This is a genomic window from Bradyrhizobium sp., from assembly GCF_049519115.1.
GTDB lineage: Bacteria > Pseudomonadota > Alphaproteobacteria > Rhizobiales > Xanthobacteraceae > Bradyrhizobium.
On the sequence record NZ_JBEKRB010000003.1, the window covers coordinates 219,876 to 246,562 of the forward strand.

Sequence of the window (26,687 nt, forward strand, 5' to 3'; positions counted from 1 at the left end):
CCGGTGATTTCGGGAACGGTGCGTAACGCGCGCCTTGCCCGGCATTCCCGGGAAGGCCATATGTAACCAGACGAGTGAAGGCATTCGGAGCGCAACATGAATTGGCTCACCAACGTTGTCCGGCCGAAGATCCGCAACATTCTGCGCCGTGAGACGCCGGAAAATTTGTGGATCAAGTGTCCCGACTCCGGACAGCTCGTGTTCTACAAGGATGTCGAAGCCAATCAGTTCGTTATTCCGGGCTCGAACTATCACATGCGCATGGGCGCGGTGGCGCGTCTCAAATCGATCTTCGACAACGAGACCTGGTTCGATGTAGCGCTGCCTGACGTGCAGGCCGATCCGCTGAAATTTCGCGACGAACGCAAATATGTCGATCGCGTCAGGGATGCGCGCGCCCGGACTGGACTCAATGATGCCGTCAAGGTCGGTTACGGCAAGCTCGAAGGCGCGGCCGTCGTTGTCGCGGTGCAGGATTTCGATTTCATGGGCGGCTCGCTAGGTATGGCGGCCGGAGAAGCGATCGTGCGCGGACTTGAACTCGCGCTCGAAAAGAGATCGCCTTTCATCGTGTTTGCGGCGTCCGGCGGCGCCCGTATGCAGGAGGGCATTTTATCGCTGATGCAGATGCCGCGGACCACGGTCGCGGTGCAGATGCTGCGTGAAGCTAAGCTGCCCTATATCGTCGTGCTCACCAATCCGACCACCGGCGGCGTCACCGCGTCCTATGCGATGCTCGGTGACGTGCAGATCGCCGAGCCCGGCGCTCTGATCGGCTTTGCCGGCGCGCGCGTGATCGAACAAACCATCCGTGAAAAACTGCCGGATGGCTTCCAGCGCGCCGAATATCTGAAAGACCATGGCATGGTCGACATGGTCGTGCATCGCCATGAGTTGCGTCCAACGTTGGCGCGGCTATGCCGTCTGTTGACCAAATCGCCGGCGCCGGAAAGCGCAATGAAGCCGATTGCGCCCGTTGCGCCGCCGGCCATGATTCCGCCGGCCTCGGAGATGGTGCCGGCCGCGCCATCCGTGTGAGCGGATTTTCCCCTGTGCCGCACGGCGATCTGATTGCCCGGTTATCCCGGCTGCATCCCAAACGCATCGACCTTGGTCTGGAGCGGATGCAACGGTTGCTGCAACGGCTCGATCATCCCGAACGCAAATTGCCGCCGGTCATTCATGTCGCCGGCACCAACGGCAAGGGCTCAACCGTCGCTTATTTGCGCGCGATCCTGGAGGCCGCGGGTTATCGTGTCCACGCCTTCACCTCGCCCTATCTGGTGAGGCTGAACGAATGTTATCGGCTCGGTCGTGCCGGCGGCGGCGTTCTTGTCGATGACACCGAGTTGGGCGCCACTTTGGAACGCTGTGAAAACGCCAATGCAGGCGAACCGATTACGCTTTTCGAAATGGAAACCGCTGCCGCCTTCGATCTGTTCGCGCGGAATCCGGCGGACGCGGTCTTGCTCGAGGTGGGCCTTGGCGGAAGGCTCGACGCGACCAATTTGATCGAGACGCCCGCAGCCAGCGTGATTTCATCGATCGGGATTGATCACACCGAATTTCTTGGTCCTTCTCTGCAGTCGATTGCGACTGAAAAGGCCGGAATTATCAAGCGCGGCGTTCCCGTGATCTGCGCTGGACAGGAGCCCGAGGCGCTCGATGCGATCGAGAGATGCGCGCGGCGCCTGCGTGCGCCGCTCTTTCGTGCGGGTCAGGAGTGGCATGTCAGTGTCGAGCGCGGGCGTCTCGTCTACCAGGACGAACGCGGCTTGCTGGATCTGGCGGCGCCAAGATTGTTCGGTCGTCATCAATTCGACAATGCGGGCCTGGCGGTCGCGACCTTGCGCGCGCTCGACGTCTTCAAGATCGAACCCTCCGCCTTCGAGGCGGGCGTTGTAAATGCGGAATGGCCGGCGCGGATGCAGCGGTTGGGTTCAGGCCCGCTGGTGGATCAAGGACCGGCGGGCGGGGAAATCTGGCTCGACGGCGGTCACAATGCGGAAGGCGGCCGTGTCGCGGCGGCTGCCCTCGGCGACCTCGAGGAGCGGGTATCGCGTCCGCTGGTGCTCATCGTCGGCATGATGGCGAACAAGGATGCCGGTGGCTTCCTTGCCAATTTTGCCGGCCTCACCCGCCACATCATCGCGGTCACGATCCCGGATCGCGATGGCGCGATGCCGACGGATCGCTTGATGGATGCCGCGCGCGCGCTCGGCATGCGTGTGGAAAGTGCTGTTAGCGTCGAGTCCGCGCTGCGTACGGTCGCGCAACTTGCCTATGAAGTGCCGCCGCGGATCCTGATCACGGGATCGCTCTATCTCGCCGGTCACGTGCTTGCGGCCAACGGCACGTTGCCAGGCTAGCTCTCGTGTCCCGGACGCGGTGCGTCACGCAGTGCCGCCCCGCAGAGCCGGGACCATTTCTCACATGATGGGCCCCGGCTTGGCAGCGCATCGTTACGCTGCGCAGCATCCGGGGCACGCCGGAGTGGGGTAAAAACAAAACGGCTGGCTTTCGCCGGCCGTTTGAAATCATCTTGTTTTGCGAAGATCAAACCGCAGCGGTGATCCACTGCTGAAGCTTCGCTTTGGGCGCGGCGCCGACCTGGCGGGAAGCCATTTCGCCGCCCTTGAAAATCATCAGCGTCGGGATCGACATCACGCCGTACTTCGACGCGGTCTTCGGGCTCTCGTCGACGTTCAGCTTGACGATCTTGACCTTGTCGCCCATCGCGCCGGCAATCTCGTCGAGCGCCGGTGCGATCATTCGACACGGGCCGCACCATTCAGCCCAGAAATCGACCACGACCGGGCCTTGCGCCTTGAGCACTTCGGCTTCGAAATCGGTGTCGGAAACCTTACCAACGGACATCTGAGTACCTCGTTCGGGTCAGGAAATGCGGCGTGTCAGAAGAATCGCCGCTCGGATCATGCAACCCAAACTATGAACGCGCCCTTGCCGGGTCAAGCTTTGCCGTCCCATTGCCAATGGATGCCAGTGCGGCGTCCAGCGCGGAAGCCGAAATCTCCATGAATTCAGGCGTTTCGGTCCAAAGGAGCGCGGTCCGGATGGCGGGCTGGGGATAAAGCCTTGCGAGGATCGCGCAATAAAGTGCGAGCTGGCGGATATAGGCGGCGGGCGCGGCGGCTGCCGTGATTGGCGGGGTCTGATTGGTCTTGAAATCGACGATCAGCACCTCGTTTTCGGTTACGACCAGACGGTCGATCTGCCCGGAGACCAGTACCGGCGCGCCGTCCGGCCGCGTCAGCCGTCCGACGATCGGCGCCTCGGCGCGACTGCCCTCGCCGAAAACGGCCGCAAACCTGACATCGCCGATCAGCCCAAGGACTTTCGTGGCGAGCGCCTCCCGCTCGCTATCGGTCCAGTCGCCGGCATTGCGGCGAAGAAAATTCAGCGCCGCCTCGCGCTGCCGATTGGCCGCGACGTCGGGGAGCGACTGCAACAGACGATGCGCCAGCGTGCCGCGCCTTAGCGCGCGCGTCCGCTGCCCGACCGATTCGCTGGATTTGACACGCCGCGCTTTGTCGTCGTTGGCGTCGGATGGACGCAGCAGGTCGGAGGTTCTCGTTGGTGCCGGCAGCGGTGTTCGCAGCCACTCTGGCAACGTGCGTTGCGCGTTTGGTGTGTCCGCCACGCCGCCGCCTGCCTCAAGGCTGTCTTCCGACCGCATGTAACGCCGGATCTGGCCATCGTCCGTCTCGATGATCTCTTCACGCAGGCCGGAGGCCGCAAGGCCCTTGTCAGCCAGATCGTACCAGCAGAACTGGCGCAGGGTTTTCGAGTTGCCGGGCTTGATGCCCGCGACGATCAGCCGATCGGCGGCGCGCGTCATCGCCACGTAAAGCAGCCGGCGATACTCGTCCTCAGTATCGCCGAGCATCGCCGTGCGGGCACTCGCCACCGCTTTGGGATCGTCGGCCTTCCTGCCGGCCCACACCGTAACCTCGCCGCCATTGTCGCGCGGCAGGTGAATCAGCCGCAATCGTTGCGTATCCGAGGGCGACGACGTGGTGTCGACCATGATGACGACAGAGGCTTCCAGGCCCTTGGCGCCGTGCACGGTCATGACGCGGACTTCGTCGCGCGAGATTTCCATGTCGCGCTTCACTTCGGTGTCGGCCGATCGCAGCCACGCCATGAACCCTTGCAGCGAAGCGGGCGCCTTGCGCTCGTAGTTCAGGGCGAGTTCGAGGAATTCGTCGAGCGCGTCGTTCGCTTCGTGGCCGAGCCGCCGCAGCATGCGTTGCCTTCCGCCGTCGCCGCCCAGAACCCACGCGTAGAATGCAAAAGGCGTTTCCTGCCTGAAACGGCGTTCACATTCTTCGATCCGTTTCAGCGCTTCCCCGAATTTTGGATTTGCCGCGGCCTCTCGCGACAGCGCCTCGCGCAGCGAACCCTTGCGATCCCAGGCAAGCGCAAACAGGTCGTCTTCGTCGAGACCGAACAGTGGGCTTTTCAGTGCGACCGCGAGCGCAAGGTCGTCCTGTGGCAGAAGCAACGCATCGGCGAGATTCATTAGATCGATAATGGCGATGTGTTCGGTCAGTTTCAGCCGGTCAGCGCCGGCGACCGGGATGCTCGCATGTTTGAGGGCCTGAATGACCGCGTCGAAAACGTTGCCACGGCGGCGAACCAGCACCAGCACGTCGCCATACGCGAGCCGCCGGCGGGCGCCTGTGGGACCTGTCAGGGTGCCGCTTGTGACCAGCCGCTTGATCTCGGCCTGAATACGTCTTGAAAGCTTCACCTCGGGACTCGTCACCGACACGCCGTCGAACGGTGCGCGCCAGCCTTCGACGTCGTTGCGATCGTCGGCTTCGGCCAGCGGCCATAGTTCGATCAGGCTGGGACCGGCGTCTTCGAGCGCCAGATGCGGCGGCATGCCGTCCTGGTCGGTGGTGATGCTCTTGTAGACGTCTGGCGACTGGAATGCGCGCTCGACCGCGCGCAACACGCCGGCGCCGGAGCGGAACGAATAGGTAAAGGAAATCGATTCGAAGTGCAGGCCAGCGGATTTGAAGCGTGAGCTGAACCGCGCCCGGCGCTCAGCGAATTCGCGGGGCGCAGCACCCTGGAACGAGAAGATCGATTGCTTCTCGTCACCGACCGCAAACATCGTGCGCGTGACGCCTTCGCGCGCGCCGTGGCCTGCAGCGAATTCGGAAATGATGTGCTCGACAATATCCCACTGCCGTGGGCTGGTGTCCTGCGCCTCGTCGATCAGGACGTGGTCGACGCCGCGGTCGAGCTTGTAATGCACCCAGCCGGCGGAAACCTTGTTCAGCATCAGAAGCGTCTTGTCGATCAGGTCGTCGTAGTCGAGCAGACCGCGTTCCTGCTTTTCGCCCCGGTAGTTTGCCGCCGCAGCAACCGCGATATGCAGCAGCGCCGTCGTGCGATCGCGGGTCATCACGGCGCGGCGCTTTTCGATCAAGGGCGTGAGGCGCGAAATCTCTTCTTCGAACAAGCGGGCGACCGAGGGATTTTCGCGGATAAATGCCTTGGTCAGGACGGCCGCGCGCGGTTCGTTTTTATCGGTGAGAAAGACACAGAGATATTCGTCTACCTGCGCCGTGCCGATGAAGGCCAGCGAAGCGCGCAATTGTTCGGCTTGATTCTGATCCTGCTTGCTGCCGGAACCAAGCGCGTCGGCGATCTCCGACCAGCGCGCGCGGGGAAGATAAGGCCCGTCGACGATCTCGCTCTCGACGTCCTCGATAGTATCGCCGGCGCCGACGCCAAGCACGGTCGACATCTCGGCCGCTGCGGCCTCTGCGCCGCCAGCGGCATCGGTCCAGGCCATGAAATGGTCGCGGGACAGACAGGCTTCACGAACGACGTCCTTGAACGTGACGTCGGCGGCGTTCGCCATCGCGGTCTGTAGCGCGCGGCCGAGCACGCTGTCAGGCGCGTTTGAAGCCTCCAGAAACACCTTGAGGTTGGCGCGTTCCATCATGTCGGTCTGGTCGCGATCGTCGAGCACGGCGAAGCGCGCCGGCACGTTGGCCTCGAACGGGAATTGCTGCAAAAGCCGGGTGCACAGCGCGTGGATGGTCTGGACCTTGAGGCCGCCTGGCGTTTCCAGCGCCTTCGCAAACAATTCGCGTGCGACCTTGCGCAGCCTTGCGTCGGAGTGGGGAACGCCGGCGTCGCGGATCGCCGCATCGAGCGCGTCGTCGCCGAGCGTCACCCAATGGCCAAGCGTGGTGAATACGCGTTCCGCCATGTTGGCGGCCGCAGCCTTCGTGAAGGTGATGCAGAGGATCTTTTCCGGCGCCACGCCGGTCAGCAGCAGCCGGATCACGCGCTGCACCAGCACGTGGGTCTTGCCGGAGCCGGCGTTGGCCGAGACGAACGCCGACGAGGCGGGATTCGATGCGCTGGCCTGCTTGTCGCGGACCGCGGGGGGGATAGTGCGCGTGGCCCTCACCATTCCGGAAGCCCCAGGCCGCCGGCCGCCGACCATTCCTTGATCCGCGCGAGATCGTCGTAACTGCCGTAGCGGTTGGTCCACATCGGCAGGTTCAGCGAACGATAGGGCTCGGTCTCGCTCTCGAATTTGCGAATCAACGTCTCGAGCTGGACCCGTGCGTAGTTGGCGGCCTCATCGGGTGGCTGCGGCGTCTCGTTCTTTAATCTCAGTTTCAGCGCCGTGTGCTCGCCCGGCGGATTGTTGCCGCTGATGCGCACATAAGCCAGCTCGCCGACGGATGAGCCTGCATCGATACCGTCGAAGCCGCCCTCGCGCAGGATCGCGGCCTCCAGCGTCAGTTGCGGCGACAATCCCATCCGCACTTGTTTGCCGGTCGGCGGCGTCCCCGTTTTGTAGTCGAGGATGACGAAGCTGCCGTCGGCGCGGCGTTCGATGCGGTCGGCGCGCGCGGAGAGATGAAACGTGCGTCCATCGTCGAGATGAATCGGGATTTCGCCGCGGATCTCGGCATCGATCGCCACGATGCCGCCGCGCCGCGCCGTCTCCCATTCGGAAAACCATCGGATGATGCGCTGATAACGCGGCCACCACAGCGCGCGCGCCTCGGGCCGCTCCATCAACGGCGCAAAATACTTTTGACCGATCTCGCGCAGCACGCGGACAGGGTCGGCAGGCAAGTCCTTCGCGAAGTTCTTGGTGAAGTCACCGAGCGCATTGTGGATCGCCGAGCCGCGATCGGCGGCCGACAACGGCATGTCGACGGGATCGAGCGCCTCGAGCTTGAGGATATGCCGGGCATAGATGGTGTAGGGATCGCGCAGCCAGTCCTCGATCGCGGTCACCGACAATCCGAGTGGCCGCGCGGCGCGTGGGGGCGTCGGCGCGGGCTGCTGGATTGGTCTCACCTCGTCGGGGGCGTCAAGCGCCAGCGCGAAGTGGACATATTGCTCGCCAGCGCTTGTGGCCGCTTCCCAGCGCGCCGCTCCAGCGACCGCTTCCAGCCGGTGCAAAAACCGCGAGGCGACCGCGGGCGCGCCACCGGCCTTGGCGGAGTGGCTGAGAATCACGTCTCTAGCGCCCAGCAGTTGCGCGAAATCGTGAGCGGACAGCCCGATGCGCCGCTCCGGCAGATCGAGGCCGAGTTCGTGTCGCATCGGCCGGCTTAGCCAGGGGTCGGTGCGCGGCGTCGGCGGCCACACGCCCTCGATCAATCCGCCGGCGATGATGCGGTCAGCCTGGATCAATCGCGATTCCAGTGGGCCGTAGATGTGAAGCGAAGCGCCCGGCCGTTCCGGCCGCCGCACCGCGCGATCGGCGAATGCGGTCTGGAACACCTCGGGATAATCAGACAGCGCCACCAACAGGCCGCTTTGCGTCTGTCCGGCGAGCAGGTCGTCGAAGGCCGATGCCAACGCGAGGCCTTCCTGCCCCTCGAACGCCCCCGCGATGCCGTCGGCGTCAGCTGAGAGGGCGATCAGCACCTCGCGGTGCCGCGTGGCAATTTCCGTGAAATCGTAAGCCCGCGTCGAGGAGAGACTTTCCATTGGCGCCAACTTGGCCTGCAATGCATCGATCACTTCGCGCACGCGATCGAGCATCGAGTCCTCAAGCCGCGCCCGCTTCTCCGATCGATGCAGCGAAGAGACTTCGTTGTTGCGAAGCCTGGTGAGTTCGTCGCGGAAGCGCGCGAAATCGAGCGCCAGACCCTTAGCGCCTGCCTGGGGACGTGTCCCGCGCAGCAATGCCAGTTCGAGCGCTTCGATCGCTGCCGTTTGGGTGTCAGACGTACTGCCGAGCCGGCACAGCGGATGTTTGAGCAGAGCGAGCAGTGTCGGCGGCTCGAGGCCGTTCGCGGCGGCTTCCGCCACCAGCCGCGCGAAAATTCCGGCAGAGGTCTCGATCAGCACATCGCCGCCGGAATCGTCGAAGTCGAGATTCCAGCGCTCCAATGCGGCCATCACCCGCCGCGCCAGCGCGCGGTCGGGCGTCACCAGCGCCGCCGATTTCTGCAAATGGGCGGCCTCGCGCATCGCGATCGCAATCGCCAGCGCCTCCATTTCCGGATTTGGCGCTTCGATCACGGCGAGATTTTTCATGCCGTCGGCGATATGCGTGGTGACTTCCGGCATAGCCAGCCGATCATGCCACTGCGCCGTTGCGTTGGATGGCCGCATGGCTTCCGACAACAGCACGTCGCGGCCGTGAGGGGCGGGGGTATCGAGGATCTCGACATCGCCGCGGCCGATACCGAAGCGCTCAAGCAGGGCATGCATGGCGAATTGCGGATGGCTCGCCGCGGGGAGTCCGGTGAAGCGGCCTTCATCGCTTCGCTCGCCGCCGATGCTGTGCCAGGCGCTTTCGTCGAGATCGGTGTCGAGCCCCGGCAAAATGACCGCGCCTTGCGGCAGTTCTGCAATCACGTGCAGGAATTTTGCGGTCGCCGGCATCGATCCGGTCGAACCTGCCGCGATCACCGGGCCGGCATGATGGGCAGCGAGGCGTTTGGCTTCCGCATCGATCAGGAGATCGCGCCGCGCCGCCGGCTCGATCTTTCCGATTTCTGCAAGATATCCGGGCCAGGCCTCGCGCGCGATCTTCAGGAACTGGAGTGTAAGCTGCCAATATTGATCCAGCGCATCCGGCACCAACCCGTCCAGCGCCTTCCACCCGATGCCGCGCGTGACCATGTCGTCCATCAGCCGCGCGAGGTCGCCCGCCAGCGCCAGCGTCGAAGCCGGACCGCCGACCACGAGCGGGGCGGTCGTGGAGGTCTTCGCCCAAGCCGCCACCAGATGCGCCAGCGTCAGCCGGCGTTCCAGTTCGCCGAGTCTGGGTGGCAGTTCCAGCGTGGCGGCCCCGCCATCGGAATCGTCTTCCTCGGCGAAAGCCAGCTCGTCCTCGTCGATATCGCCGAGCGCGACGATGCGGGGCAGCAGCACAGCCTGTGCACCGAGTTCTTCCAGAAAGATTTCCCGCACCAGCCGTCCGGCGCGTCGGGTCGGCAGGTAGAACGTGGCTTCGGTCAGCCGTTCCGGCCGCGTGCGCGCTTCGAAACCCCGGATCAACCGGCCGTCGATCAGCGCCGCGACAACGCTACGCAGGAACGGAACGGAAGAGGGAACGCTGAAGACGCGCATGGGCTGCCCGATTCGGAGATCAGGTTGCATCATGGCATGGGCCTATTTGGGGCGCGAATCCACCGATCCGAAAAAGCGAACAGCCTTACGCCACGCTTTCGAGGAACGCCTCTTCGGCGGCGCCGATCGCCTCCGGCGTGCCGACATGCATCCAGGTGCCGTCCAGCCGCAGGCCAAACAGCCGCTCCTGCTCGTTGGCGGCATCGAACATCTTGGTCAGCGAAAATTCGCCGTTCGGCGCGCCGGCGAACACCGCGGGCGAGATGATCGCGACTCCCGCGTAGACGAACGGAACGACCTGGTGCTCCTTGCGCCTGCGCAGCGCGCCGTCGGGCAGCATCGTATAGTCGCCGTTGCCTTCATATCCGGTGCTGCCGGCGGTCGGCGCCATCAGCAGCAGGATGTCCATGCGCGAGGGATCAAAGGCTTCGGCAAGCCGCGCGAGATTGGGCCGCACGCCGTCGATCCATAGCGTGTCGGCGTTGAGATGGTAGAATGGCGCATCGCCCAGCAGCGGCAGCGCCTTGACGACGCCACCACCGGTGCCGAGCACCTGGTCGCGTTCATCCGAAATGATCACGCGGGGCCGCTTGCGCGTCCTGACATGCTCGATGATCTGGTCCGGCAGATAATGAACGTTGACGACCGCCTCGCTCACGCCGGCATCGCCGAGTTTATCGAGCACGTGATCGAGCAGGGGACGCCCCCCCACCGACACCAGCGGCTTCGGCAGCCGGTCTGTCAGAGGGCGCATCCGCAGGCCGAGACCGGCGGCGAGGACCATGGCTTTGTCGGGTTTGACGGGCATTCTAGTGGTCCGATTCTAACATTTGCATCCTTTACAGCAGCCACTTTTGCAAATGTTAGAATCAAAAGGACCACTAGCAAATCTATGTTTCTGGTGGAGTTTCGGATTTGACATTCGCTTTTCAGCTTTGCGGCTAGATTGGTAGCGAATGTCAAATCCACTCCACCGGAGGCTCTCGAAGCTAGTTCCCAACTCGCTCGCGGGAAGGGGTCGATCATGTCTGCCGGACGACGTCGGGCAAATCGGAACGACAGACGAATCATAGCACTAGCCGACCGCGATAATCACTCGATATGACGGGGGTAAGACGGCGATCGGGGGGTTAAGCTTCGGCAGGACGGCGAGATTTTTTCTTCTTGTCGCCGGTCTTGAGAAAATTGACGCCGATCTGGTCGCCGTTCACCCAAGCGAGTTCGCATCGGCGATAGGCCAGTCCCGTCGACGACAGCAGCAAAAAGAATTCTTTCAGATGCAATCCTTCGACCGAGCCTTCGATGGTCAGCTTGGCACCGGTCTCGGAAACGTCTTCCATGGTGCAATCACGTCGCCACGTGCCGTCGATGCCCATCATGTGCGCGCCGAATCCACGCTCGAACGTGACGCGCTCACCTCTGCGCCGCTCTGTCACCACGACTACTCCGCTGTTGCGCGCCCCCGGCCGCGAACATGAAGGCCATCATGTTTCCAAAGCAGGGGCACCCGGCAGAATAGACGGTAGATGGCTAATATCAGGTAAATCTGGAGTTGAGACGAATTACGCTTTGGGTGGGGGGACTTGCGTGTCGTACCACCCGCGGAGGCCTGACAGCACCGGGTGCGCCAGCGAACGCCTCAGATAGGTCCAGATCCGGGGCTGATGGCGCAAATATTGCGGCTTGCCGTCGCGCCGGTTGAGCCGCGCGAAGGTGCCGAGCAGCCGCGTGTTTCGTTGCGCCGACATGATGGCGTAGCTCTCGGCGAAACCGGCCGGATCGAAGGTATGGTCGGCGGCGTGCCGGGCCTTGATGTATCGGGTCAGCAGCGTCAGTTCGAGCTGTTCTGGGACATCGATCCGCGCATCTTGCAGAAGCGAGACGAGGTCGTAAGCAGCCGGCCCCAGCACCGCGTCCTGGAAATCGATCACGCCGACTTTCGCGATTCCCGATCGGCCGTCGAGCCAGATCAAATTCGGCGAATGAAAGTCCCGCAGCACCCAGGTCCTGGGCATCGCCGCCGTCTTGCCGAGCAGACCGCGCCACTGCGTCACGAATTCATCACGTGCGGTGCTTGGCGGCGCGGCGCCGCGATCCGGCAGATACCATTCGAGCATCAATCCGATCTCGATCATCATCGCGTCGACGTCGAATGGCGGAATCGTATAAGTGATCTGCGGAGCCAAAGGCAGAACGTCCGGCGGTTTTTTCCAGTGCAGCGCCGCGAGCATGTCGACGGCGGCCTCATAGCGTTCCGCAATCGGGTGTGGGGGCTCGCCTTCGATAAAGCCCTGAACGCCGAAATCCTCCGTGATCAGGAAACCGGCGTCGAGGTCGGCGTAGTGAATCGCCGGCGCGGAAATACCGTGCTCGCGCAGGCCATTGGCGATGGCGACAAACGGTTTGACGTCTTCGGCCAGATGGACCGCGGCGCTATAGGATTTTCCGTAATAGATCGCCGGTCCATCGGGGCGCCGCGGCGAGTTCATCAGAATGACGGCGGTATCGTTCCGAAAGAGCCGCGCGTAAGAGCGCGTCGAGGCGTCGCCGGCCATGCGCTGGCGTTTCGCGTCGATCAAACCGGCTCCGTCAAGGAATTGCCGCAACGCCTGCAGGCGAGTGACCTGGGCGGCGGCCTTGCCATGGCCCGTGATCTCGGCCGCGCGCGCTGTCGATCCCAGCGCCGGCCGATGGCTGAACGCGATGTCGATCCGGTCCGGCGGCAATGCGGACGGCGCGCGCTCCGGCCATTCAATCAGTGCTACGACGCCTTCCGGCAGTGGTGACAGGCCGATCTCTTCCAGTTCGGTGGCATCGTTGATGCGGTAGAGATCGGCGTGGACAAGAGGAAAGACCGGCAAGTCGTAGCTCTGCGCCAAGGTGAAAGTCGGGCTTGGAACCTCGATGTCGGGATCGCTGGCCAGATAGCGGATCAAGGCGCGGGCGGCGGCGGTCTTGCCGGCGCCGAGGTCGCCCGACAGCGTGATCACGTCGCCGGCGCCGATCAATAGCGCGAGGTCGGCCATCAAGTTTGCGGTTGCGGCCTCGTTCGCCAGCGCCAGCGAGAATGTCGAGGGAGTGGTCATTCCGCGGCGTTGCGATGCGCCGCCTGATCGATCGGGAAGTCGCAGGTGACGGTCGTGCCCCTGCCGATTATCGAGTCGACGCGCACCCGGCCCCCGTGCAGTTCAACAAAGGATTTCACCAATGGCAGACCGAGTCCCGCGCCGCGGTGCCGCGATCCATTGGAGTGGCTCTCAAACCAGTCGAACACCTTGTCTTTGACATCGGGCGGAATGCCGGGCCCGCTATCGGTCACGGCAAAGATCACATGATGGTCGGTGCGCCTGGCGCTCAGCGTGACCGCGGAATCCTGTGGCGAAAAGCCGACGGCATTGGCGAGCAGATTATAGAGCACCTGCACCACGCGCCCGCCATCGGCGACAAAGGTTCCGATGTTCGGATCGACGTCGATCTTGAGCTCGATATGGTCGCGGGCCAGCCGGTCCTGGATTCCCTCAGCCGCGTTGTCGATGGCTTTGCGGATCTCGACCGGGGCGATCTCGAGCGTCATCGCGCCGGCATCGATGCTGGCAAGATCGAGAATATTGTTGATGAGGGCGAACAGCGAATTGGTCGAAGCGGTGATGTAGTTGAGGTACTCGGCCTGCTTGGGCACCAGCGGACCCGTCGTCGGGTCGTTCAGAAGGTGCGCAAATCCGATGATGGTGGTCAGCGGCGAGCGCAACTCGTAGGAAACGTGATGGACGAAATCGACCTTCATCTGGTCGGCGGTCTCCAGTGCTTCGTTGCGCTCGCGCAGCGCCCGTTCGACATTTTCGGTATCGGTAATGTCCTGGAATGTCAGCATCGTGGCGCCATCGGGCAGCGGCATGGTCATGCAGTCAAGCACGCTGCCGTCCTTGCGCTCAAGCTTCAGCGGCACCGCGACGCGGTTGTCGATCCGGGTTATCGCCTCGCGGAGAACGCGCCAGATTGCCGCGTCGTCGAACAGCGGCCTGCACCAGGTCTCCACGGTGTCGATATGCGGCTGTTCGCCGAGTGCCGCCGGCGAGAGCTTCCACATGCTGGCGAAAGCGGGATTGAACAACTGCGCACGGCCGTTGCTGCCGAACACGGCCACGGCTTCGGCGAGGTTATCGAGCGTTTCGCGCTGAACACGAATCAGGCCGTCATATCGCCGGGCGAGATCCAGGCTTTCGGTGACGTCGTCGAACAGATAGGTGACGCCGCCTTCCGGATTGGGCGTGGTGACGACGCTGAGCGCCCGGCCATCCGGCAAATACCAGGTGTCTTTTTCCGCCTCGACGGCGCGGTAGGCCTCATGCAGCTTGGCTTTCCAGGCCCGGAAATCCGGCTGCTCCGGCAGTTTGCGCGCGGCGCGAAGCCGGTCGAGCACACTTGAATCGTCGGGATTGCTGTCGAGGAAGGTGCGGTCGAGGTCCCAGAGCCGGCGATAGGAGTCGTTATAGAACGCGAGCCGCCTGCGGCCGTCGAACACCGCAACCCCTGATGAGAGTTGATCGAGCGTGCGGCGATGGGCGTCCGCCATCCGCACCAGCGCTTCGCTCAATGCGTTGGCTTCCGAAGCGTCGATCGCCATGCCCACGCTGCCGCCGCCGATGGTGAGCGCCTGCACGTCGTGGAAACGCCGCTCGCCCCCGACCACAATCGGCAGCCGCGCGGCGAAGGAGGATGTTTGCTGCAAGGCGCGCTCCATGTCGGTGCGATCGCCACTGTCGAGCAGTTGCAGGTTGCGCCCGATGGCGTCCTCACTATTGGCGGCTTCGGCCGCCTTGGCATAGGCGCCGTTGGCATATTGCAGGCGGCCATCGGCGCCTTTGGCCCAGATCGGCCAAGGGACGGCCTGGGCGAAGCCGCGCAGCATCCCGGTCTCTTGCAACAGCATAGAGTGCTTCAGGTTGGTCTCCGCCAATTCCCGCCGCACGCCGGAAAGCTCGCGAATTCGCACAATGGCCTGACCGCCGATGGCACGGCCGAGCACTTCGACCGCGTGCCCGTTCGACGCGGTCAGGTTCAGCAGAAATCCCTCGCCGCTCTCGCGCAAGGTGTCGATCGCGCGATCCATTTGCAGCGCCGGCCCCGGCGGTAACCAGGTTCCAAACGCCAGGACGCGCGAGGGCTGCTCCTGAGACGTCAGTGAGGCGACGTCGCCGCTGATCTCGGGACGATCTTCGCCCGCGGGCCACGCAATCAGGACCTGAGGCTCGGCGAATAGCAGCGAACGGTAGCGGTCGGCTTCGTTCTGAAGCCGCTGGATGTCGCTGCGCAAGCCGGCCTCGTTCCGTGCCGCGCGCAGGCGCGTTCGCATCAACAGGATAGCGGCGACGACCGAAAAGCCGAGCAACGACAAAGCCGTCGTCAGCGCCGCGAACTCCTGATGGTTCATGCCGAGGATGGTATGAAGGAAAGACAGATCAGCCGCGTGCGCAGGCCGAGCTAGGCCGAGCCCGGACGCGCCAACAAATGTTCCCAGGGCTGCCCGCCCGCCGCGTGCCAGTGAGGTGCACGACAGCAAGGTCCGGCGCAACGCCGCGATCACGCCCGACATGATGTACCCCAATCCGCACGAATTCAGGCCCGGCGAATCCCCCACCGTGCGCGAATCAAGCGACAATATCGCCAACGAGACTCGAGGGGTAAGAGTCCAGACCGTGAACGTGAATCCTGCCGCCAAAAAATGCGGGATTAATTAGCGCTCGCGTGATTTTTTTAAGAAAAGGCGGCGGGTCGTGTCCGGACTACCGGCCGGTTGACCCAAAACCGCCGCCGCCGCGCGCGGTGGCGGAAAGCGTCGTCACCGGGACGAGTTCCGCCTGGACCACCGATGCAATCACCATCTGCGCGATGCGCTCGCCGCGCCGGATCGTGAATGGAACGTCGCTGTGATTGATCAGGGGCACGCCGATTTCGCCGCGATAATCCGCATCCACCGTGCCCGGCGCGTTCAGCACGGTCACGCCGTGCTTGGCCGCCAGGCCGGAGCGTGGCCGCACTTGCGCCTCGTAACCCGGCGGCAGCGCGATCGAAAGTCCGGTGGGAACCAGTGCATATTTTCCCGGCGCGAGCACAATAGGGGCGTCTTCGGGAACCGCGGCGAGCAGGTCGAGGCCGGCGGCCAGTGCGCTTTGATAGGCCGGCAAAGCGAGACCGGCGCCGTTCGGCAACTGCAATACTTCGAGTTTGACCACGCTGTTCACGATGCTTGGCTCACGGCCTTGGCAACATGGGCAATCAGTTCAGTCGCGACTTCTTCCTTGGTCATGACCGGCCATGAAACGACCTCGATGTTGTCGTCATGGCGGGTCAGCAAATGAACGGTATTGCGATCGCCGCCCATCACGCCTGTTGCGGGCGAGACGTCGTTGGCGACGATCCAGTCGCAGCCCTTGCGAGCGAGCTTCGCTTTGGCATTCTCGATCAGATGCTCGGTCTCGGCGGCAAATCCGATGACAAGCGGCGGCCGCCCGTCTTTCCGGTGTGAGATCGTCGCCAGAATATCCGGATTTTCTACCAGCTGAAGCGGCGGCATGCCTTTTCCTGTCTTTTTCAATTTTTGTTCGCCTTCATGGGCGACGCGCCAGTCGGCAACGGCTGCTGCAAAGATCGCGATATCGACCGGCAGCGCTGCTTCCACCCGTTGCAACATGTCGCGCGCCGATTCAACCGCAATTACCCTGACGCCGGACGGATTGTCGAGTTCGACCGGACCCGAAATCAAAGTGACGTCGGCGCCGGCGGCTTGGGCTGCGGCGGCTATCGCAAAGCCCTGCTTGCCCGAGGAGCGGTTGGCGATATAGCGCACGGGGTCGATCGGTTCATGCGTTGGCCCGGCTGTGATCAGGATGCGCTTGCCGGCCAGCGGTTTGGGTTGTGACGGGCGCAACAGCCGTTCGGCGGCCGCGGCAATTTCCAGCGGCTCCGCCATCCGGCCAGTTCCGGCTTCGCCGGCCTCGGCCATCTCGCCGGCATTGGGCCCGATCATCGAAACGCCATCACGTTGCAGCGTCGCGACATTGCGCCGTGTCGCGGCGTTGTTCCACATCAGTGGATTCATCGCCGGTGCGAGCAGGATCGGCGCGTTCGAGGCGAGCAGGATGGCGCTGGCAAGATCGTCGGCGCTGCCATGGGCCATCTTGGCCATCAGGTCGGCGGTGGCAGGCGCCACCACGATCAGTTCGCTATCGCGCGCCAGGCGGATATGACCGGCGTCGAACTCGCTCTCTGGGTCGAACAAATCCGTGTAGCAGCGTTCGTTCGACAGCGCGCTGGCCGTGAGCGGCGTGACGAAATGCTGCGCGGCCCGGGTCAGCACACAGCGAACATGGATCTGCCGCTCCTTTAGCCGGCGGATCAGGTCGAGCGCCTTATAGGCTGCGATCCCGCCGCCGATGATCAGGGTGACTCGTGAGGCATATCCGTTGGGGTTGGGCAAATGCCGCGGTGAGGAGTCTGACGCTGGGGCGCGCAAGGCGGCCGCAGAAGTCACTGAGGGGCCATCCAGCGCCGTCTCGCGCAGGATCACCCGGACCTCGTCCTCAACCGAGCGGCCGCTGCGGGCGGCCCGCAGCCGTAAGGCGTCCCGGACCGCATCGTCGAGTTTTCGGATGGTCAGGCTGGCCATCGCCATCCCTCGCGAATGAGAAATTGATAGCAATGCTATCAATTATCTGACAGCAATGCAATCATAATTGCCGGATCGCCAACAAGATTCCGATGAACGTGAGCGCAATGATCCAGAGCGCCAGTGCCCGCCAGCGGCTCTTGCGGCCCTCGGTCCGTCCCATGGCTGCGATGGTCTCTTCCGAGAGCGTCAGCCCTTCCCGCGTCATGGTCTCCAACTGCTCGAGCACGGTCATGGCCCTGCTTGCGAGCGACGGCAGGCTCGCGGCGACGCGGCCCAATTCTCCGGCGCCGGCCATCGCGCCCTGGATACGGCCGATCGGGCCGAGATTTCGCTCGATCCATTCGCGGACCACGGGATCGGCGACCTTCCAGATGTCGAGTTTGGGGTCGAAGCCGCGCGCAACCCCTTCAACCACCACCATGGTCTTTTGCAGCAGGATCAATTCGGGCCGGGTGCGCATGTCGAACAGGCCGGTGACCTCGAGCAGCAAGGTCAACAGCCTCGCCATCGAGATTTCTTCGGCGGTACGATTGTGGATCGGCTCGCCGATGGCGCGAATGGCTTGCGCGAAGTTGTCGACGGAATGGTGCGACGGCACGTAGCCGGCCTCGAAATGCACCTCGGCCACACGTCGATAGTCGCGGGTGATGAAGCCGAGAAGAATTTCGGCGAGGAAACGCCGCTCCTTCGGCCCGAGCCGGCCCATGATCCCGAAGTCCACAGCGACAAGCCGGCCGGCATCATCGAGGAACAGATTGCCCGGATGCATGTCGGCATGAAAGAAACCGTCGCGCAGCGCGTGGCGCAGGAAGCTCTGGATCACCTTGCGGCCCAAATCGGCAAGGTCGACTTTCGATTGCTCGAGCCTGGCGTGATCGGACAGCGCAATGCCGTCAATCCACTCCATGGTCAGGACGTTGTGGGCGGTGCGATCCCAATCGACCGTCGGCACGCGAAAATCCGGATCGTCGCGGGTGTTTTCCGCCATCTCCGACATCGCCGCCGCCTCGAGGCGCAAGTCCATTTCCATCGCGACCGAGCGCGACATCGTGTTGATGACTTCGACCAGCCGAAGCCGCCGCGCTTCCGCCGAATAGATTTCGGCCTGATGCGCAACAAAGAAGAAATCGGTGAGATCGCGGCGGAAACGCGAGGCCACGTCGGGCCTGAGCACCTTCACCGCCACCGCGCGGCGGATTCCGTTGTATTCGACCTCGCCGCGATGGACCTGTGCGATCGAGGCGGCGGCGACCGGCGGGCCGAGGCTCGCAAACGCTTGCGTAACCGGGCGTTCGAGCGACGTCGCGATCACGGCCTCGGCCTCGCTTTGCGCAAACGGCGGCAAACGGTCCTGCAGGCTTTCGAGGTCGCGCGCCAATACCACACCGACAACGTCCGGACGTGTGGCGAGGAATTGCCCAAGCTTGAGATAAGCGGGTCCGAGCCGCGTCAGCGCCCGCGACAGCCGTGGTCCCGATTTGACGCCGGACCGCTCCAGGATTCGGGCGAGCCGCAGCGCCAGTTGTCCGGGTGGCGGCACCAGCGAAGGATCGACCGATCCGAACACGCCCTCACGCGCAAACACGAACGCGGCGCGGGCGAGCCGCGCGATGTGAACCAATGCCGAAATCACAGACGCCAGCCTGAATGCAGTGCCACGATGCCGCCCGAAAAACTCTGCCAGCCCACGCGGGAAAAGCCGGCCTGGCTCATCATTTCGGCGAACGCGCCGGGCTTCGGAAATTGGCGGATCGATTCCACGAGATATTGGTAGGACTCGGCGTCGCCCGTCACGGCACGGCCGAGCGGCGGGATCACCTTGAACGAAAACAGATCGTAGATCCGGTCGAGCCCGGGCACGTCGACGCTCGAAAACTCAAGACACAGGAAGCGGCTGCCCGGCCGCAGCACGCGAAAGGCCTCGTGAAGTGCGCGATCGATCCGCGGCACGTTACGGATACCGAAGGCGATGGTGTAGGCATCGAAGGTCGTATCCGCGAAAGCAAGCTCTTCCGCATTGCCCTCGATAAACGAGACCCGATCATCGAACTTTCGCAACGCCGCCCGTTCCCGGCCAACCGCCAGCATGTCGGAATTGATGTCGCAGACGGTGGCTTTGAAGCCTGCGCCGCCGGCAGAAGCGGCACGGAAAGCGATGTCGCCGGTGCCGCCGGCAACGTCGAGCAGGGAAAACGGAGCATCCGAGCGCGGTGGATTGAGCGCGTTGATCATCAGGTCTTTCCAGACCCGATGCAGGCCCACCGACATCAGGTCGTTCATCAGGTCGTAGCGCTGCGCCACGCTGTGAAAGACGTCGTTGACCAGCGTCTGCTTGTCACCGAGGGGGACGTCTCTGAAGCCGAAATGCGTGGTTTCGTCCGGTTGGCCCATTTACTCCACTCCGCCAGCACCACCGATTAGAGCTCCCGCACCGCGTGCGGCAGACCATAGCGCGCCAGCCGCAATGGAGCTATCACGTCAAACTTTCAAGGTGAATACGCCACTATGCCTGAATTACCTGAAGTCGAGACCGTTCGCCGCGGCCTGCAACCGGCCATGGAAGGTGCCAAAATCGTGAAGGCCGAGATCCGGCGCAAGGACCTGCGGTTTCCGTTCCAAAGGGATTTTGTCGCGCGGCTGGAGGGTCAAACCGTGACGGGTTTGGGCCGGCGCGCCAAATATCTGATGGCTGACCTTTCCTCCGGCGATGTGCTCGTGATGCATCTCGGCATGTCCGGGTCTTTTCGCGTCATTAACGACGATCACGGCCATACACCGGGCCAGTTTCACCATCCGCGAACTGAAGATCGCGCCCATGACCATGTGGTGTTTCACATGTCGTCGGGCGCGGCGGTCGTGTTCAACGATCCGCGCCGGTTCGGTTACATGAAGGTCATTCGGCGGCAGGCGATCGAGGAGGAGCCCCTCTTGAGGGACCTCGGTCCCGAACCGCTCGGCAACGAATTCGATGCCGACATGCTGGCGCGGTCGTGCGCCAACAAGAAAACCAGCCTGAAGGCCGCGCTGCTCGACCAGCGCGTGGTCGCAGGTCTCGGCAACATCTATGTCTGCGAGGCGCTGTTTCGCGCGCATCTGTCGCCGCGACGGTTGGCCGCGACGCTTGCGACGAAAAAGGGAGAGACAACCGATCACGCGAGAGGTCTGGTGGAGGCGATCCATGCCGTGCTCAATCAGGCCATCAAGGCCGGCGGCTCGTCGCTTCGGGACCATCGTCAAACCAGCGGCGAACTCGGCTATTTCCAACACTCGTTTCAGGTCTACGACCGCGAGGGCGAAAAGTGCCAAAGCAAAGGCTGCGGCGGCATCGTTCGCCGCTTCGTCCAGAACGGGCGCTCGACCTTCTGGTGTCCGAAATGTCAGAAGTAGAATTTAAAGGCAGCAGACTTTAAAGGCGCGCGTCCTAGCGGGTGAGAGCCTCATCCCCAACAGGCGGTTGCGCTGTTGCGGATTCTGCCTTTTGCGCTGCGTTTGAAAGCAGAGCCGGAACGTTCGCCTCTTCAGGGGCTGCGAATTTCAGCGCGCCACCATTGAGCCGGGCTTCGGCCCATCGCCAGAGGAGTGCGATCTCTTCGGCAGATTTGCCCGCGGGCGCGTATTCGCTAACCGCAAGGCCAAGTGCAAGCGCATCCTGGTGGTCGTTGCGCATCGCGATAAAGGGCCGTGCCAGCACGTCGCTGATGTCGCGCGCGGCGTCGCCGCCCAGCGCTTGCGCCGCCTCGTCGATGCGGCGGCCGCGGACCGGCGTCTGGTTGAGCACGAAGGCGAAGGGCTTTCGCCAGGCGCGAACGGCCTTAAGCGTCGCTGCACAGGCCTCGATATCGGTGACACTGGGCCGCGCCGGGATCAGGCACAGGTCGGTGCAACGGATCGCGGCCGCGGTCGTGGCGCCGACACCGCTCGCCGTGTCGACAACGGTCACCGTGATGCCGCCGCGTGCCAACTGCTCCAGCCTGCTCTCGAAGCGGCCGACGTTGTAGATGGCCTCGACAATCGGCTCGGCGATGCCGCGCCTGGCCTGCCAGTTCGACAGCGTGCCTTGCGGATCGGTGTCGATCAGCCGCACCTTGTGCCCGGCATTCTGGGCGGCAAGCGCAAGTCCGATCGTCAATGTGCTCTTGCCGCTGCCGCCCTTTTGGGTGGCCAAAACAATCGTGTGCATTCGTTAACGCGTCCCTGACGGGTTGCCCCGCTGATATGCCGAAACTGAAGGTGCATCGGGTTCTGGCCGTCGAACGCTACCTGTTCAGGAAGTCCCTGCGCGAATCGCAAGATCAGCAACGAAGGAGTGCGGAACCGAATCAGCGCGACCGATATCGGGGAGCAGTATGACACATTCGCGTTTTTAGTATCGGGTGAATGACGGAGTGCCGCCAATCGTTAACGAGTGTGGCGCGCATGAATGTGGGAGCTCCGCTATTTGCGCACGCAGATCACGCGGACCACGGCGGCCTTCGGGTCCGCCGATCCGCCGGCCGCATTGACGCCGTTGGCTTTGAGGAATTCACGCACGGTGTCGGCCGGCACCAACACCGCCTGTGCCACCGGCGCGGCATTCGATGATCCCCTGACGGACGCTGACTTCAACAACGCAATGCCGGTGAACTTGCCGCGGTCATCGCGCACCGCGGCGCCGGAAAAGCCCGCTCCCGGCGAGGGCGAAAGCGCCAGATCGCTGCCGCCGGCCACCGGCGTCATTGCCGCCTTGAGCGTGGTCGCGGCGCGGCCGCCGGCCTGATTCTGCGGATCGGAAATGCCGATCAGTTCGACGCTGGCTTTGTCGGCCGGATCGGAGGCGACGCTGAGCGGCGTTAGTCCGCGTGCACCGTAGATGTGCAGCAGTGCCAGATCATGCTCTTTGTCCTCGGCGACACGGTCGGCGTTGCCGAACGGAGGAATCGTGATGGCGAGGCATTCGTCGGTGATCTGGCGGTCGGTGACGATCGCGCCATCTTCGGTCACGACCACGCCAGTGCCGTATTCGACGGTCTTGCGCGGTGGCGGCGCGGTTGCGACCGGAAACGGATTGAACGCGCTCGACATTGCGATCACCACCGGCTCGACCGTGTTCTCGGTCGCCTGATCGTAGAGAATGGTGAGGATGCGGACTTCGTCACCCTTGAAAGTGCCGCGCACATAGAACTTCTTCAAGCCTTGCAGGCCCGACAGCACGAAGAACTCCGGCTTGACCACGGTGTAGTCGACGGTGCGCCCCGCAGGCTCCTTTTTCTCCCGCTCGGCGAGTTTGGCCGTAGCCGGGTTCGCTTCCTTGCGGCGCGTCAGCAACACCTGGATGGTGCCGGTCGGTGAGCTCCATTTGGTGCCATTGGCGTCGGATGTCTGTTGCGGCACGAGCTTTGTGGGAATGCCGAGCTGCGCGCCGGTCGGCGCATCGGTCACGATCTTCCATCCGGCATTTTCCCGCCGCCGCCGTCCGGTCTCGGCCAGCACGCTGCGCTCCTTCGGATTGAGCACGCCGGTCGGCTTGCCGCCGCCGGCCTTCTGATATTCCTTGATCGCCTCGACCATCCGCTCGCTGACGTCGCCGGATATGGCGCCGTTATATTGCCCGACCCAGGCAAGGTCGGACTGGATCGCCAGCCGTTCGCCTTGGCCCATCGCGTTGGCGGTATCGGCCGGCGATTGCAGCGCGGGACGGGCCGGTGTGGTGGCGGCTTGCTTCTGTTTGGTGCCGGTGGTGGATGGGGTCGTCGTCTGGGCTTGCGCAGAGATGATCGCGGCCACGAACATCAATGTTGCAGTCGGCATCGATCTCATGACAACAACTCCCAAATCCATTGACGAAGGCTCAATAAAGCACATCTGTTGGGTCGAAACCAACGGCCGGGCGGTTCAGTCAAGAATGGCCCGAGCAAGGGACAAATTCGCGACATGCTGAGTTCTTCAGAACTCGAACGCTATGCCCGTCATATCGTGCTGCGGGAAGTCGGCGGGCCCGGCCAGGCGGCCTTGAAGGAGGCGTCCGCGCTGGTGATCGGCGCGGGCGGCCTCGGCGCGCCGGCGCTGATGTATCTGGCGGCGGCCGGCGTCGGCACGTTAGGGGTGGTGGATGACGACGTCGTGTCGCTCTCCAATCTCCAGCGCCAGATCATTCACGACACGTTCGACGTCGACAAGCCGAAGGTCGACAGCGCGGCCGAACGCATCAGCCGGCTCAACCCCCACGTTCAATTCGCCGCGCACGCGACGCGGTTGAATGCCGGCAATGCGATGGAGCTGATCGGAGGCTACGATCTGGTGCTCGATGGCTCCGATAATTTCGAAACGCGCTATCTGGTTTCCGACGCCTGTTTCCTGGCCGCCAAACCTCTGATCACCGCCGCGCTCGGCATGTTCGACGGCTCTTTGACCACGATCCGGGCGCATGAAAAGAACGCCGACGGCCAGTTCAATCCGACCTATCGCTGTCTGTTTCCGGAACCGCCGCCGCCCGGCACCGTGCCGGCCTGTGCGGAGGCCGGCGTCATGGGCGCGCTCGCCGGGATTCTGGGATCCATGATGGCGCTGGAAGCGATCCGCGAAATCGTCGGATTCGGCGAGGGCTTGGTCGGACGGCTTCTGATGGTGGACGCCCGCGCCATGAGGTTCGAGACGCTGCGCTACCAGCGCGATCCGCTCAACCCGCTCAACGGCGATACGCTTGTTATTACTGATTTGAGCGGACACCGCTGACGCTTGATCAGGTCGAGTCGGCGGTGTTCTCCCTCCCGCTTTGCGGTCGGCGAATCGCGCAAGCGAAGCCAAGGCAAAGGAAGCCGAGGCAAATGATAGCGGTCAGCTATCTCACAGCATGCTGGGCAGCACGCGGTCCGGCGGCTTGTGATTGTCGAGGAAGGTGCGGATATTGATGATCACCTTCTCGCCCATCTCGACGCGGCCTTCGATGGTGGCTGAGCCCATGTGCGGCAACAGCGTCACCTTGCCGGCCTTCGCGAGCCGGACCAGCTTCGGACTGACCGCGGGTTCGTGTTCGAACACGTCGAGGCCGGCACCGGCGATCTCGCCGCCTTCGATCAGCTTGGTCAGCGTTTCCTCATCGATTACCTCGCCGCGCGCAGTGTTGACGATATAGGCGTCCTTGCGGATCAATTTCAGCCGCCGCGCCGACAACAGATGGAACGTCGCCGGCGTGTGCGGACAATTCACCGAGATGATGTCCATCCGCGCCAGCATCTGGTCGAGGCTTTCCCAATAGGTCGCGCCGAGTTCTTCGGCGATGCGCGGGGCGACCGGCTTGCGGTTGTGATAGTGGATCTGCAGGCCGAAGGCGTGGGCGCGGCGTGCGACCGCTTGTCCAATCCGGCCCATGCCGACGATGCCGAGCCGCTTTCCGCCGAGGCGGTGGCCAAGCATCCAGGTCGGCGACCAGCCCGCCCAGTTCCTGCCGTCGGTGAGCACCGAGGCACCCTCGATCAGCCGTCGCGGCACCGCCAGGATCAGCGCCATGGTCATGTCGGCGGTATCTTCAGTCAAAACCTTCGGCGTATTGGTCACGGTAATGCCGCGCGCATGCGCGGCCGTGACGTCGATATTGTCGACGCCGTTGCCGAAATTGGCGATCAGCTTCAACTTGCTGTCGGCCTGCTTGAGCACGTCTTCGCTGATCTGGTCGGTGACGGTCGGAACCAGGATATCGGCTGACCGGACCGCCTCGGTCAGTTGATCCCGCGTCAGCGGCGTGTCGTCGAGATTGAGCCGCGCGTCGAACAGTTCGCGCATCCTCGTCTCGATCGAGTCCGGCAGCTTGCGCGTGACGACAACGAGAGGCTTTTTCCTAACCGACATGTCCTGCCCTCATGAGGTTGTTCAGACCTCATTAACCCGGGTGTTCGACACTGCGCTGCCGCGTGGTCCGGGCGTTTCCGCATGTATCCGACGTCGCCGTCGGAGCTTTGGCGGGAGTTTTTCGGGGTCTTTCGTTCTGGCTTTCCGTCCTCTCTAGCAGAAGGCCGGGCCAAGACAAGAACCCGTAAGGGAACCGGGTTGCAAGCCGAAGGCTATCGGGCGGCGACAGGGGTTTGGGGTCTTACAGGGTAAGGTGTCTCAGCTCGAAGAATTTGAGCTGATCTCGGCAGGAGACGCGTTGATGGCGTGGGGGCGTTTCGGTTTGGCGGTGCTGGCAGCGTGGCTGCTGGGTGCTCCGTTGAGGCCTGCGGTTGCGGTCAAGGATGCCGCGCTGACGGCCAGCGGCCTACCGGTGCCGCGTTATGTCAGCCTCAAATCAGACCATGTGAATGTCCGCGCGGGCCCGACCAAGGACAACGATGTGGCCTGGGTCTATACGCGCTCGGGGCTCCCGGTGGAGATTACGGCCGAATTCGAAAACTGGCGCCGGGTTCGCGATTCTGAAGGTGCCGAGGGCTGGGTCTATCATTCGCTGCTGTCGGGCCGCCGTACTGCGGTCATCACCATGAAGAACAAGGACGACCTCGCCGCGCTGTACGAACGGGCGGATGCGGCCAGTGCCATCAACGCGCGCCTGCAAGCCGGCGTCGTCGCCCAGGTCAAACACTGCGCCGCGGGCTGGTGCCACGTCATGGGCAATGGCTTCGACGGCTGGATCGAGCAGCAGCGGCTCTGGGGCGTCTACGCCGACGAAAAGGTGGATTGAGTTAATTCCGCGTCGTCCCTGCGAAAGCAGGGACCCATACGCCGCGTCCCATCAACTGAACGATGGGGAAGACACTCTCTTAAAACAATGAGCATTGTGGTTATGGGTCCCCGCGTCCGCGGGGACGACAAGTTCAGCGCTTCTTGCGCAGGCGGACGACCATGTCGATACGCGCGATCTCGTAGCCCTCGGGCACCTCGGGCATTTTTTGCAGCACGAGATGGGGGTCTTCGATATCGACCAGCTCGTGATTGTTCTCGAGATAGAAATGATGGTGCGCCGACACGTTGGTATCGAAATAGGTCTTGGTGCCGTCGACGCTGACCTGGCGCAAGAGACCGGCATCGGTCAACTGATTGAGTGTGTTGTAGACGGTGGCGAGCGACACCGGGACCTTTGCCAGCGTGGCTTCCTCGTAGAGCATTTCGGCGGTGAGATGGCGTGCACCCTTGCCGAACAGGAGCCAGCCAAGCGCCATACGCTGGCGGGTCGGCCGCAGGCCCGCAGCCTGCAGCATCTCATTGACGTCGTGCCAGGGACAGCCGGTCAACGCGGGCTCGCGGCCCGTCACCCCGGGCTCAGAACCCGCCGATTCGTCGTTCAAAGTGTCACCGCTGTCGCTCATTGCTACGTCAAACTCTGTCAACAACCTCGATATCTCAATCAAATATAAGGAGGAACGGTCGTAGATGCAAGTTTTTCGCAACTAGGACAACCGAACGGTTAAGCCTCTCAAAAGGCCGGAAAGCGGCTATTTGCCTCGGCCGCACG

20 protein-coding genes are annotated in these 26,687 nt (G+C 63.4%); 5 read left to right on the forward strand and 15 right to left on the reverse strand.

The window, feature by feature from the left end:
• The first annotated feature begins 96 nt into the window (after positions 1–96).
• Complete coding sequence (gene accD / locus ABSE61_RS04500; RefSeq protein ID WP_423869857.1) at positions 97–1,038, forward strand: acetyl-CoA carboxylase, carboxyltransferase subunit beta; 942 nt, start codon at positions 97–99, stop codon at positions 1,036–1,038.
• A gap of 86 nt (positions 1,039–1,124) precedes the next feature.
• Positions 1,125–2,369, forward strand: a complete 1,245-nt coding sequence (locus ABSE61_RS04505; protein WP_423869981.1) for a bifunctional folylpolyglutamate synthase/dihydrofolate synthase — start codon at positions 1,125–1,127, stop codon at positions 2,367–2,369.
• Positions 2,370–2,556: 187 nt separating this feature from the next.
• Here the strand turns inward: ABSE61_RS04505 and trxA are convergent, their stop codons facing one another.
• The 11 genes from trxA to ubiE form a co-directional block, all read right to left on the reverse strand.
• Positions 2,557–2,877, reverse strand: coding sequence for a thioredoxin (trxA, locus tag ABSE61_RS04510; RefSeq protein WP_072818535.1), 321 nt, complete (start codon positions 2,875–2,877; stop codon positions 2,557–2,559).
• Between the two features lie 70 nt (positions 2,878–2,947).
• Positions 2,948–6,460, reverse strand: a complete 3,513-nt coding sequence (addA, locus tag ABSE61_RS04515; protein WP_423869858.1) for a double-strand break repair helicase AddA — start codon at positions 6,458–6,460, stop codon at positions 2,948–2,950.
• Complete coding sequence (gene addB / locus ABSE61_RS04520) at positions 6,454–9,597, reverse strand: double-strand break repair protein AddB (protein WP_423869859.1); 3,144 nt, start codon at positions 9,595–9,597, stop codon at positions 6,454–6,456. Before addB ends, addA begins: the two co-directional genes overlap by 7 nt.
• An 85-nt stretch (positions 9,598–9,682) precedes the next feature.
• Positions 9,683–10,405 (reverse strand): nucleotidyltransferase family protein, encoded by a 723-nt coding sequence (locus ABSE61_RS04525; protein ID WP_423869860.1) that lies wholly within the window; start codon positions 10,403–10,405, stop codon positions 9,683–9,685.
• A 322-nt stretch (positions 10,406–10,727) separates the two neighbouring features.
• On the reverse strand, positions 10,728–11,036 hold the full coding sequence (locus ABSE61_RS04530) for a PilZ domain-containing protein (protein ID WP_423869861.1): 309 nt from the start codon (positions 11,034–11,036) through the stop codon (positions 10,728–10,730).
• Between the two features lie 123 nt (positions 11,037–11,159).
• Complete coding sequence (gene tsaE / locus ABSE61_RS04535) at positions 11,160–12,683, reverse strand: tRNA (adenosine(37)-N6)-threonylcarbamoyltransferase complex ATPase subunit type 1 TsaE (protein WP_423869862.1); 1,524 nt, start codon at positions 12,681–12,683, stop codon at positions 11,160–11,162.
• Positions 12,680–15,190 (reverse strand): sensor histidine kinase, encoded by a 2,511-nt coding sequence (locus ABSE61_RS04540; protein ID WP_423869863.1) that lies wholly within the window; start codon positions 15,188–15,190, stop codon positions 12,680–12,682. The genes tsaE and ABSE61_RS04540 overlap by 4 nt, the downstream gene beginning before the upstream one ends.
• Before the next feature lie 190 nt (positions 15,191–15,380).
• Complete coding sequence (gene dut, locus ABSE61_RS04545; protein ID WP_423869864.1) at positions 15,381–15,839, reverse strand: dUTP diphosphatase; 459 nt, start codon at positions 15,837–15,839, stop codon at positions 15,381–15,383.
• Positions 15,836–17,263, reverse strand: coding sequence for a bifunctional phosphopantothenoylcysteine decarboxylase/phosphopantothenate--cysteine ligase CoaBC (gene coaBC, locus ABSE61_RS04550; RefSeq protein ID WP_423869865.1), 1,428 nt, complete (start codon positions 17,261–17,263; stop codon positions 15,836–15,838). The genes dut and coaBC overlap by 4 nt, the downstream gene beginning before the upstream one ends.
• A gap of 61 nt (positions 17,264–17,324) precedes the next feature.
• Entirely contained in the window at positions 17,325–18,899 is a 1,575-nt protein-coding gene (gene ubiB, locus ABSE61_RS04555) for a 2-polyprenylphenol 6-hydroxylase (protein WP_423869866.1), read from the reverse strand.
• Positions 18,896–19,657 carry a bifunctional demethylmenaquinone methyltransferase/2-methoxy-6-polyprenyl-1,4-benzoquinol methylase UbiE gene (gene ubiE / locus ABSE61_RS04560; protein ID WP_423869867.1) on the reverse strand — a complete coding sequence of 254 codons (762 nt, stop codon included), beginning with the start codon at positions 19,655–19,657 and terminating at the stop codon, positions 18,896–18,898. Before ubiE ends, ubiB begins: the two co-directional genes overlap by 4 nt.
• 114 nt (positions 19,658–19,771) lie before the next feature.
• Here ubiE and mutM point away from each other — a divergent pair, with 114 nt between their 5' ends.
• A complete protein-coding gene (gene mutM / locus ABSE61_RS04565) occupies positions 19,772–20,653 on the forward strand; it encodes a bifunctional DNA-formamidopyrimidine glycosylase/DNA-(apurinic or apyrimidinic site) lyase (protein WP_423869868.1) in 882 nt (293 codons plus the stop codon).
• A 34-nt stretch (positions 20,654–20,687) separates the two neighbouring features.
• Here mutM and ABSE61_RS04570 read toward each other — a convergent pair whose 3' ends face one another.
• Both ABSE61_RS04570 and ABSE61_RS04575 read right to left on the reverse strand, forming a co-directional pair.
• Positions 20,688–21,446, reverse strand: coding sequence for a nucleotide-binding protein (locus ABSE61_RS04570; protein WP_423869869.1), 759 nt, complete (start codon positions 21,444–21,446; stop codon positions 20,688–20,690).
• Positions 21,447–21,700: 254 nt separating this feature from the next.
• Positions 21,701–23,062 carry a serine protease gene (locus ABSE61_RS04575; protein WP_423869870.1) on the reverse strand — a complete coding sequence of 454 codons (1,362 nt, stop codon included), beginning with the start codon at positions 23,060–23,062 and terminating at the stop codon, positions 21,701–21,703.
• Between the two features lie 114 nt (positions 23,063–23,176).
• Between ABSE61_RS04575 and ABSE61_RS04580 the strand changes: the two genes are divergently transcribed.
• Complete coding sequence (locus ABSE61_RS04580; protein WP_423869871.1) at positions 23,177–23,977, forward strand: HesA/MoeB/ThiF family protein; 801 nt, start codon at positions 23,177–23,179, stop codon at positions 23,975–23,977.
• A 111-nt stretch (positions 23,978–24,088) separates the two neighbouring features.
• Here ABSE61_RS04580 and ABSE61_RS04585 read toward each other — a convergent pair whose 3' ends face one another.
• Positions 24,089–25,090: a 2-hydroxyacid dehydrogenase gene (locus tag ABSE61_RS04585; RefSeq protein WP_423869872.1), complete on the reverse strand. Its 1,002-nt coding sequence runs from the start codon at positions 25,088–25,090 to the stop codon at positions 24,089–24,091.
• A 301-nt stretch (positions 25,091–25,391) separates the two neighbouring features.
• Between ABSE61_RS04585 and ABSE61_RS04590 the strand changes: the two genes are divergently transcribed.
• Positions 25,392–25,916 (forward strand): SH3 domain-containing protein, encoded by a 525-nt coding sequence (locus tag ABSE61_RS04590; RefSeq protein WP_423869873.1) that lies wholly within the window; start codon positions 25,392–25,394, stop codon positions 25,914–25,916.
• Between the two features lie 133 nt (positions 25,917–26,049).
• On the opposite strand, the gene irrA is transcribed toward ABSE61_RS04590, so the two are convergent.
• Positions 26,050–26,541 (reverse strand): iron response transcriptional regulator IrrA, encoded by a 492-nt coding sequence (gene irrA / locus ABSE61_RS04595; protein ID WP_423869874.1) that lies wholly within the window; start codon positions 26,539–26,541, stop codon positions 26,050–26,052.
• Positions 26,542–26,687 lie beyond the last annotated feature (146 nt).